8 protein-coding genes are annotated in these 9,046 nt (G+C 70.1%); 5 read left to right on the top strand and 3 right to left on the bottom strand.

Annotated features, from left to right (window positions below):
- The 5 genes from AB3X43_RS09120 to AB3X43_RS09100 all read left to right on the top strand — a co-directional run.
- Positions 1-825, top strand: an 825-nt coding sequence (locus tag AB3X43_RS09120; protein WP_369429531.1) for a transglutaminase family protein, incomplete at its 5' end; no start/stop codon positions are given.
- A gap of 70 nt (positions 826-895) precedes the next feature.
- The gene (locus AB3X43_RS09115) at positions 896-3,511 is read left to right on the top strand and encodes a circularly permuted type 2 ATP-grasp protein (RefSeq protein WP_369429530.1); all 2,616 of its coding nucleotides are present in this window, start codon (positions 896-898) and stop codon (positions 3,509-3,511) included.
- On the top strand, positions 3,502-4,500 hold the full coding sequence (locus AB3X43_RS09110) for a transglutaminase family protein (protein WP_369429528.1): 999 nt from the start codon (positions 3,502-3,504) through the stop codon (positions 4,498-4,500). The genes AB3X43_RS09115 and AB3X43_RS09110 overlap by 10 nt, the downstream gene beginning before the upstream one ends.
- Positions 4,501-4,551: 51 nt before the next feature.
- Entirely contained in the window at positions 4,552-5,349 is a 798-nt protein-coding gene (locus AB3X43_RS09105; protein ID WP_369429527.1) for a transglutaminase family protein, read from the top strand.
- Positions 5,350-5,453: 104 nt separating this feature from the next.
- A complete protein-coding gene (locus AB3X43_RS09100; RefSeq protein WP_369429526.1) occupies positions 5,454-6,266 on the top strand; it encodes a hypothetical protein in 813 nt (270 codons plus the stop codon).
- Between the two features lie 22 nt (positions 6,267-6,288).
- Here the strand turns inward: AB3X43_RS09100 and AB3X43_RS09095 are convergent, their stop codons facing one another.
- From AB3X43_RS09095 to AB3X43_RS09085, 3 genes are read right to left on the bottom strand one after another with little or no spacing between them, the layout of a single operon-like run.
- Positions 6,289-7,407 carry a phosphotransferase gene (locus AB3X43_RS09095; RefSeq protein WP_369429525.1) on the bottom strand — a complete coding sequence of 373 codons (1,119 nt, stop codon included), beginning with the start codon at positions 7,405-7,407 and terminating at the stop codon, positions 6,289-6,291.
- Between the two features lie 43 nt (positions 7,408-7,450).
- The gene (locus AB3X43_RS09090; RefSeq protein ID WP_369429524.1) at positions 7,451-8,155 is read right to left on the bottom strand and encodes a Crp/Fnr family transcriptional regulator; all 705 of its coding nucleotides are present in this window, start codon (positions 8,153-8,155) and stop codon (positions 7,451-7,453) included.
- Complete coding sequence (locus AB3X43_RS09085; protein WP_369429523.1) at positions 8,152-8,880, bottom strand: histidine phosphatase family protein; 729 nt, start codon at positions 8,878-8,880, stop codon at positions 8,152-8,154. The genes AB3X43_RS09090 and AB3X43_RS09085 overlap by 4 nt, the downstream gene beginning before the upstream one ends.
- Positions 8,881-9,046: the final 166 nt, after the last annotated feature.

Here is a 9,046-nt window from a genome sequence, read left to right as displayed (position 1 = left end):
CCGGATTCGTCCACGGGGCGGCTCGGTCTGCTGGAGCTGCGTGCCTTCGAGATGCCGCCGCATGCGCGCATGTCGATCGTCCAGCAGCTGCTGCTGCGCACGCTGATCGCCCGGTTCTGGAAAGAGCCCTACCGCGCGCCGCTGGTGCGCTGGGGCACGGAGCTGCACGACCGCTTCCTGCTGCCGACCTTCGTGAAGATGGACCTCGACGACGTGATGGTCGATCTGCAGGGGGACGGCTATGCGTTCGATGCGGCGTGGTTCGCGCCGCACTTCGAGTTCCGCTTCCCGAAGGTGGGCGAGATGTCGGCGCGTGGCGTGCACCTGACGCTGCGCAGCGCGCTGGAGCCGTGGCACGTGATGGGCGAAGAGGGTGCGATCGGTGGCACGGTGCGCTACGTCGATTCGTCGCTGGAGCGCATCGAGGTGCTGGTCACCGGGCTGGTCGATCCGCGCCATGTCGTCACCGTCAACGGCGAGCCGCTGGCGCTGCAACCGACAGGCCGGGTGGGCGAGTATGTGGCGGGCGTGCGTTACCGCGCCTGGCAACCGCCGGCGGCGCTGCACCCGACCATCGGTGTCCACGCCCCGCTGACCTTCGACCTGGTGGACACCTGGAACAACCGTTCGCTGGGGGGCTGCCAGTACCATGTGGCGCATCCGGGTGGTCGCAACCACGACACCTTCCCGGTCAACTCGTTCGAGGCCGAGAGCCGCCGTCTGGCGCGCTTCTTCGCGATGGGCCACACCCCGGGCAAGGTCGTGCCCGGCGTGGCGCAGCGCAGTCTGGAGTTCCCCTTCACGCTGGACCTGCGCCGGACCTGATCCGGGTCAGGGTCCGCCCTTGTGGCTGTCCCGCATGTCAGAAACGCCGGCATCGGTGCATGATGCGCCGATGCAATCGAGTCTTCTTCCCGATGAAGTGCCCGAGGCCGCCGTATTGGCGGCCTCGTCTGCCTTGCACGGTACGCCAGGGCACCGCGACGAGCTGCGTGGTTTCCTGACCGGTGCCCCTGGTGCCGCAGGTCCGCTCGATCTGGCGCCGGTATGGACGCGCTTCTTCAATGCCAACGGCACAGCCGGCTGGCTGGACCTTGCTGCGCGTCTGGCGCGCGTGCAGCGGCGTGTGCGTGAGGATGGTGCGACCTACAACGTCTACGCCGAGGGCGGCGACAGTGCCCGTTCTTGGCCGCTGGAGCTGCTGCCGCTGCTGATCACGCCGCAGGAGTGGACCCGCATCGAGGCCGGTGTGCGCCAGCGTGCACGGTTGCTGGATGCCGTGCTGTCGGATGTCTACGGGCCCCAGGATCTGCTGCACGACGGCTTCCTGCCGCCGTCGCTGGTGCTGGCGCACCCGCAATACCTGCGGCCCATGCATGGCGTGAAGCCCGCGGGCGGGCGCTGGCTGCAGATGGTGGCGTTCGACCTGGCGCGCCGGCCCGACGGACAGTGGCGCGTGGTCGGCCACCGTACGCAGGCACCATCCGGCCTGGGCTATCTGCTGGAGAACCGGCTGGTCATCGGCCAGCAGTTCCCCGAGGCGTTCCGGGAACTCAGGGTGCAGCGGGTGGCCTCTGCGTTCCGGGCGCTGATGGACGGACTGCTGCGCGTCAGTCCGGCCGGAGAGCGTTCGCGCGTGGCCCTGCTGACGCCGGGTCCGCGCAATGAAACCTACTTCGAGCACGTCTTTCTGGCCCGCTACCTGGGCGTGACGCTGGTCGAAGGGTCGGACCTGACGGTGCGGCACCAGAAGGTCTACCTGAAGACGCTGCATGGGCTGGAGCGCGTGCACGTGCTGCTGCGCCGGGTGGACGACGAGTGGCTGGATCCGCTGGAGCTGCGCGGGGATTCGGCGCTGGGCGTGCCGGGATTGGTGCAGGCGGTGCGTGCCGGCGAGGTGGTCGTGGCGAATGCACCAGGAGCGGGCGTGCTCGAAAGCCCGGGATTGAGTGCCTTCTGGCCCGGTGTGGCCAAGCGACTCCTCGGGGAAGAGCTGCTGCTGCCGGCGCACACCAGCTGGTGGTGCGGCGAGGCCAGCGTCTGGGCGGCCAACCGGCGCAAGCTGCGCGAGTTCGTGATCGTGCCGACCTTCTCCCCGAGTGCGGTGACGACGAGCTTCGCGCCGGTGATGGCCAGCGAACTGGACGCGGAGGCGCTGCGCCAGTGGGAGGTCCGCATCGACGCCGATCCGGCGGCGCACACGCTCATGGCGCCGGCGCGGCCCTCCGAGCTGCCGGTGTGGCGGGCCGGGCGGCTGGAGCCGCGGCCGGTGGTCGTGCGGGTCTACGCGATGTCGGATGGCGAGGGGGGCTGGTGCGTGCTGCCCGGCGGGTTGACGCGGGTGGCCAACCGGCGCGACGCGGACGGGCAGGGCAGCGGTGGCACCGATGCCTATCTGTCCATGCAGTCCGGCTCCGCCAGCACCGACACCTGGGTGCTCACCGACGGCAAGGTCGATGCGACCACCTTGCTGCCCCGGCCGCTGGAGCCTGCCGAGCTGGCGGACTGGCGGCGGGTCATCACCAGCCGTGCCGCGGAGAACCTGTTCTGGCTCGGCCGCTACACCGAGCGCGCCGAGAACTCCGTGCGGCTGGCACGCCTGACGCTGGAGGCGCTGCCGGCCGGCAGCACGGGGGTGCTGCAGGTCATGCACGGCCTGCTGGTGCGGCACGGCATGATCCCGGCGGCGGTGCCGCTGCCGGCGCATCCGTCCGGTCAGGCCGCGCGTGTCTTCGAGCGCACCCTGATCCACGCCATGGGCGACCCGCGTGCCGGTGCCAGCGTTGCGTTCAATCTGCAGGCCTTGCGCGGCTGTGCCGAAGCGCTGCGCGAGCGTCTGTCCACCGAGCACTGGGGCCTGATCAAGCACCTGAGCGAGCTGTTCACCCGCCAGCTCACCTCCATCGAAGCCCGCGAAGGGCATGAGCCGCTCAGCGATGTGCTGGGCGTGCTCAACCAGGCGGCGCTGCATCTGGCCGCCATCACCGGCGCCCAGACCGACCGCATGACCCGTGACGACGGCTGGCGCCTGCTCAGCGTGGCGCGCCAGATCGAGCGCCTCGACATGCTGGCGAATGCGCTGGCCACGGGGGTCAAGGCTGGTCTCGCGGAAACGGACGACGGCTTCGCGCTGCTGCTCGGGCTGTTCGACTCCACCATCACCTACCGGGCGCAGTTCCAGGCTCGGCGCGAGGTGCCTCCGCTGCTGCACCTCGTGGTGCTCGACACGGACAACCCGCGCTCGCTGGCCTGGGTGGCGCGCACCCTGCGCGAGCGGCTGCGCAAGCTGTCGCGCCACGACCCCATCTGGGCCGAGCAGATCGTGCGTCAGCTGCCACGCCCTGAAGACTGGTCGCTCGAAACGCTGAGCACCCGCGATGCCGGTGGCAGCTACACCGCCTTGCTCGACGCGCTGCAGAGCTGCTGTTCGTCGGTGCTGGGCTTGTCCAACGAAATCAGCCGCCACCTGTTCTCGCATGTGGGGCCTGCAGACCGTACCGTATGGCAGTGATTCCTGCACCGGATCCAGCGGTGACGCTGCGGGTCCTCCACGAGACCGCCTACGCCTACGACGCACCGGTCGAGCTGGCCCACCACCTCGGTCACCTGCGTCCGCGCGCAACGCCCTTGCAGCGTGTGTGCGAATGGCAATTGTCGGTGGCGCCCCAGCCCGATGTGGGCGACGGGGAGGGTCCGGATGGCGCAGACGGGCCGGCCGACCTGTCGGGCTGTCGGGTGACGGTGTCGCCTGGCGTGCACCAGAGCGTCGACCCCTGGGGCAACCACCGCGCGAGCTTCTCGCATTCGCGTGTGCATGAGCGGCTGGTGGTGGTGTCCAGCTTCGTGGTCGAGGTCGACCCGCTGCCGGCGTTGCGCCCCGAGGTCAGTCCGCCCTGGGAAGCGGTGGCCGAGCGTTTGCGCTACCGACCCGGCGCAGGGTTCGACGAGGCCGTGGAGTTCACGCTCGGCTCGGCCTACGCCCCGCGCGAAGTGTCGCTGGCGAGGTTCGCCGCAAGGGTGTTCCGGCCGGGCACGCCGCTGCTGGCGGGGGCGCTGGCGATGATGCACCTGATCTTCCGGCACTTCGCCTACAAGCCGCTGGCCACTTCGGTCAACACCCGCGCCCCGGAGGCGCTGGCGCAGCGCCAAGGCGTCTGCCAGGACTTCGCGCACGTGATGATCGGTGCCATGCGCTCGATCGGACTGGCGGCCCGCTACGTCAGCGGCTATCTGCTGACACGTCCGCCGCCCGGGCAGCCGCGCCTGATCGGGGCCGATGCCTCGCACGCCTGGGTCGCGGTCTGGTGTCCGGTGCATGGCTGGGTGGCGCTGGATCCGACCAATGCCGTGCCAGCCGGCACCGACCACGTCACCCTCGCCTGGGGGCGTGACTATGCCGACGTTGCACCATTGCGAGGCGTGATCCGGGGCGGTGGTCGCGCGGTGCCGCGTGTGGCGGTGACGGTGGAGCCACTGGAGGCGGTGTTCGACTCGGAGTGAGACCTGGGGGCATGGCGTGACGGTTTGGCCCGCGTCTTGCAAGATACGGGAGTGAAGTATCAGATCCGCCACCGCACCCACTACCGCTACACCCAGCCGCTGCGCAGCGCCACCCAGACGCTGTGCCTGACGCCGCGCCACACCGACACCCAGATCGTCCACCACTGGCGGCTCGATTCGCCCACGCCGCTGCAGGCGCAGACCGATGCCTGGGGCAACCGCAGCCACGTGCTGGCTGTGGGCGCCGGGGCGCGGATGCTCCAGTGCGAGGCGACGGGGATGGTCGAAGCGCTGGGTGCATCGATGCAGACCGATCCACTGGGGCCGGATCCACGGCTCTACCTCATGCCTTCGGCGCTGGCGCGTGCGGATGAGGCACTGCGCCGCAGTGCGCTGGCCACCGTGCGCGGTGTGGAGGGCAGCCGGGCGCAGGCGCTGGCGCTGGCCGCGCTCGTGGCAGCGCGCATCCGCTACCAGCCGGGGTGCACCAATGCCAGCACCACCGCGGCCGAGGCGTGGCTGGGCGGGGCGGGTGTCTGCCAGGACCAGGCCCATGTGCTGGTCGCCGCCTGCCGGGCCGTGGGCTTGCCGGCGCGCTATGTCAGCGGCTATTTCCATGCACCGGGCTCCCCGGAGCTGGCCAGTCATGCCTGGGCACAGGTCTGCCTGGATCCGGCCGTGCGCAGCTGGCTCGGTCTGGACGTGACGCACCACTGTGTGGTGGACGAGCGCCATGTGCAGATTGCCGTCGGACCGGACTATGCGGCCTGCGCGCCGGTGCGCGGTGTGCGCAGCGGCGGGGGGGGCGAGCAGCTCACGGTGTCGGTCGAGGTCACGCCCCTGGCGTGATGGGTGTCGGACAGGCTTGACCCGGAACAGCTACAGTTTTTCTGTCCAAACGTCGATATGGGTCCATCGGTGAACTTCACCGTTCCAACGACACCGCCACTGCCATGTTCAAAGCCCTGCAACGTTTTCAGCGACTGCTGGGGTCGCGTTCCGAGACGACCACCGACACGCAAGTGCTCGACGCGTGGGCCGATACCCGCGGGCACCGGCTCAAGCGGGTTCGCCATGGCGAAGGTCGTGTGGTCGAGTTCGAGTGGGAGGGCCGCCGCGGCCGGCTCGAATGGGGGCCGAGCAAGCGGGCCTACATCTCGGAGCGGGAACTGCGGGTGTGCATCGAGGCCGGCTTGCCGCAGCATCTGGAGATGCTGCTGATGTCGCGCTCGCTGGCGCAGCGCCTCGACTCGCAGGCCTACCAGACGCTGGTGCAGGACCACCAGACCGGCATCGACACGACGCTGCCGGAAGAGGTCCGCTGGCTGTCGATGCTGGAGCGCGTGCCGGTGCCATCCACCGTGGCCGGCTATGTGATGCTGTCCTCTTCGCCGCCCCATGCCCAGCGCTGGCTGGACGGTGACCTGCTGAGCCGGGTCAGCCGGGCCGCCCACAACTGGCTGGGCAACGAGGCGCCGCTGGTGCTGATGACGCTGCGCGGCCGGATCTACCTGCGCACCGAGGCCACCGTGCCGGAGCAGGCCATGCTCGACGGCGCATGCCATCTGGCCGAAGCGGCCGCCGCCTCTGCGCGGCAGTTGATGAACAAGGCGTCTGCGGTCTCGACCCGTGAACCGTCCACCGGGCGGCTCGTCCATGTGTCTCCGCTGGACGAGCCCTCGGTGATGGAGATCCCGATGGATTCGGACATGATGGCGCTCGGCATGCCGTCCCGGATCGGACCGCACACCGACATCGCCTTCTGACGAGCGCGGGCCGCAAACGTGCTCAGGATGGCCTTGCGCCAGCCCTGAGCGCGTGCTTCCAGGCCAGCTCCGCCATGGGGCGTGCTCCGGCGCCGGCTTGGCGTGCCTGGGCACTGGAGGCGGTGCCGTCCACCACGCGCCGTGCGATGCCCTGCAGGATCGCTGCGATGCGGAACATGTTGTAGGCGAGGTAGTAGTCCCAGTCGGACACCAGGGCTTCGTAGGTCAACCCGCTGCTGCGCCCCTCGGTGACCCGTGCCAGATAGCGCTTCACGTACTCGGCCTCGGACGGAATCCCCAGTGGCTCCAGCGCCACCCCGCCGATGCCACGGAAGGTGCCTGGCGGGATGTGCCACGCCATGCAGTGGTAGCTGAAATCGGCGATCGGGTGGCCCAGCGTCGACAGCTCCCAGTCCAGCACCGCCAGCACGCGCGGCTCGGTCGGGTGGAACATCAGGTTGTCGAGCCGGTAGTCGCCGTGGGCGATCGCGACCTGCGTGTCGTCGCGGGCATAGGCTGGCAGGTGTGCGGGCAGCCAGTCGATCAGCCGGTTCATCTCGGGGATCGGCTCGGTGACCGAGGCGAGGTACTGCTTGCTCCAGCGCGCGGTCTGGCGCTCGAAGTAGCTGCCCGGGCGGCCGTAGTCGCCCAGACCGATCGCCACCGGATCGACCCGGTGCAGCGCGGCCAGCACGCGGTTCATCTCGTCGTAGAGGGCGCCGCGTTCCTCGCGCGTCATGTCCGGCAGGGTCTGGTCCCACAGCACCCGGCCGGCGACATGCTCCATCACGTAGAAGGCCCGGCCGATGACCGCCTCGTCCTCGCACAGCAGGTGCATCCGCGCCACTGGCACGTCGGTCGTGGCCAGCGCCTGCATCACGCGGAACTCGCGCTCGATGGCGTGCGCGGAGGGCAGCAGCTTCGCGGTCGGACCCGGTTTGGCGCGCATCACGTAGAGGCCGCCCGGGGTGACGAGCTGGTAGGTCGGGTTCGACTGTCCGCCCTTGAACTGGCGGACGGTCAGCGGCCCGGCAAAGCCCGGCAGGTGCCCGGCGAGCCAGTGCTCCAGGGCGGCGACGTCGAAGGCGTGCCCTTCGGGGACCGGGCGGGTGCCGGACTGGGCGGCGGCGTGGGTGTCCATGGCATCGTGCTCCTGGGGTTCTTGGCAGGCAGAGGGGCGGGGATCAACGTTCGGAGATGGCCAGCAGCTTGTCGCGCGAGAGCACGACCAGCCGCGTCGGCTCCACCCGCACGGCGCCTTCGCGCTCGAAGCCCTTGAGTTCCTGGTTGACGCGCTGGCGCGAAGCGCCGACGAGCTGGGCCAGATCCTCCTGGGCCAGCTGCAGGCCGATGCGGGTCTCCTCGCCGTGCGGCACGCCGTAGGCGCGCGCCAGCGTCAGCACCTGCTTGGCGAGCCGGGCGGCCAGCGGCTTGGTGTTGAGGTCCTCGAAGGAGGCGAACATCAGCCGCATGCGCCGGCAGTTCAGCCGCAGCAGTGCCTCGGCCAGTTCGGCATGTCGCGACAGCAGGTCGAAGAAGTCGTGCTTGCGCACGATCAGCAGCGTGGTCGGGCCGTGGGTGGTGGCGTCGTGCGTGCGCGGCAGGCCGTCGAAGAGGGCGATGTCACCGAACCAGGTGCCCGGCTCGACGTAGGTCAGCGTGATCTGCTTGCCCGACATCGACACCGAACTCACCCGCACCGCGCCGCTGGCCACGCCCACCCAGTCCACTGGCGGCGCACCGCGCGTGGCGACCTGCACACCGTCCGGGTAGCGGCGGATGATGGTGCGGTTCAGGATGTCCTGGCGCAGCGCGGGCGAGAGCTTTGCATACCAGGAACCGGTCTCGATGTGGTGGCGTTCTTCGGGGGTCAGGACGGGCGTGGTCATGCGGGGTTCGATCCGGTGCGCAGGTACTGTGCGAGCAGTTTTTCCATCGTGGTCTGGCGCTCGCGGTGGTTGAGCCACTGGGTCGGTGACAGGTTCATCGCGCGGACGGTGGCGTGGTCGGTGCCGATGTCGAGCACGTTGATGCAGGCCGGCGCCTGCTCCATCCGGCCGAAGAAGGCACGCGTGCCGGCCAGCGCGCTCGACAGCAGCGCCCGGTTCACGCCGCCGTGCAGCACCAGCAGGGCGCAGTCCCAGTCCGTGCGCGCGGTGAAGCGGGCCAGCGCGGGCAGACAGCGGTCGAGCAGCTCGCCCACGCTTTCGCCGCCCAGGAAACGGTGGCGCTCGACGGCCTCCAGCGTGCCGCCACCCGCGAACGCGCCGAGGAAGGCTTCGCGGACCGCGCCCTTGGGCAGATCGGAGAGGCGACCCGGCCGGATTTCCTGCAGCGCGGCATCGACCTCGATGGCCGTGTCCGAACCGGCCGCGGCAAGCACGCGCTGCGCGGTTTCCACCGTGCGTGGCAGGCCGCTGACCAGCACGCGGTCGAAACGCACACCCGAGGCGGCGAACAGCGCACCCGCGGCATCGGCCTGCGCGCGGCCGGTGGCATTGAGCGGCACCGTGTCGGGTGGCACAGGCGTGCCGTCGTCGAGGAAGTAGTCGACGGAGCCATGGCGCATCAGGTAGAGACGCCGGCGTGGAGGTGGGGTCGTGCTCGTCGTCATGTCGGATCCGGTCAGCGGAACTGCGGTGCGCGCTTCTCGCGCCACGCGGCCAGTCCCTCGCCGCCGTTGTCGTGGTTGATGTTGGCGATGAAGGCGTCGCGCTCGCGGTCGAGGTGGGTGGCGAGCGGCAGGACCGCGGCGTCCGCCGACAGCCGCTTCACCGAGG

Source organism: Sphaerotilus sp., from assembly GCF_041083715.1.
Taxonomy (GTDB): Bacteria; Pseudomonadota; Gammaproteobacteria; order Burkholderiales; family Burkholderiaceae_C; genus Sphaerotilus.
Note: the sequence above shows the minus strand (reverse complement) of the source record. Positions and strands in the feature narration are given on the sequence as shown.

Coding starts and splice junctions, on each gene's coding strand:
- AB3X43_RS09095 (WP_369429525.1), bottom strand. CDS start 7,407: ATGGACACCCACGCCGCCGCCCAGTCCGGCACCCGCCCGGTCCCCGAA.
- AB3X43_RS09115 (WP_369429530.1), top strand. CDS start 896: ATGCAATCGAGTCTTCTTCCCGATGAAGTGCCCGAGGCCGCCGTATTG.
- AB3X43_RS09100 (WP_369429526.1), top strand. CDS start 5,454: ATGTTCAAAGCCCTGCAACGTTTTCAGCGACTGCTGGGGTCGCGTTCC.
- AB3X43_RS09085 (WP_369429523.1), bottom strand. CDS start 8,880: ATGACGACGAGCACGACCCCACCTCCACGCCGGCGTCTCTACCTGATG.
- AB3X43_RS09090 (WP_369429524.1), bottom strand. CDS start 8,155: ATGACCACGCCCGTCCTGACCCCCGAAGAACGCCACCACATCGAGACC.
- AB3X43_RS09110 (WP_369429528.1), top strand. CDS start 3,502: ATGGCAGTGATTCCTGCACCGGATCCAGCGGTGACGCTGCGGGTCCTC.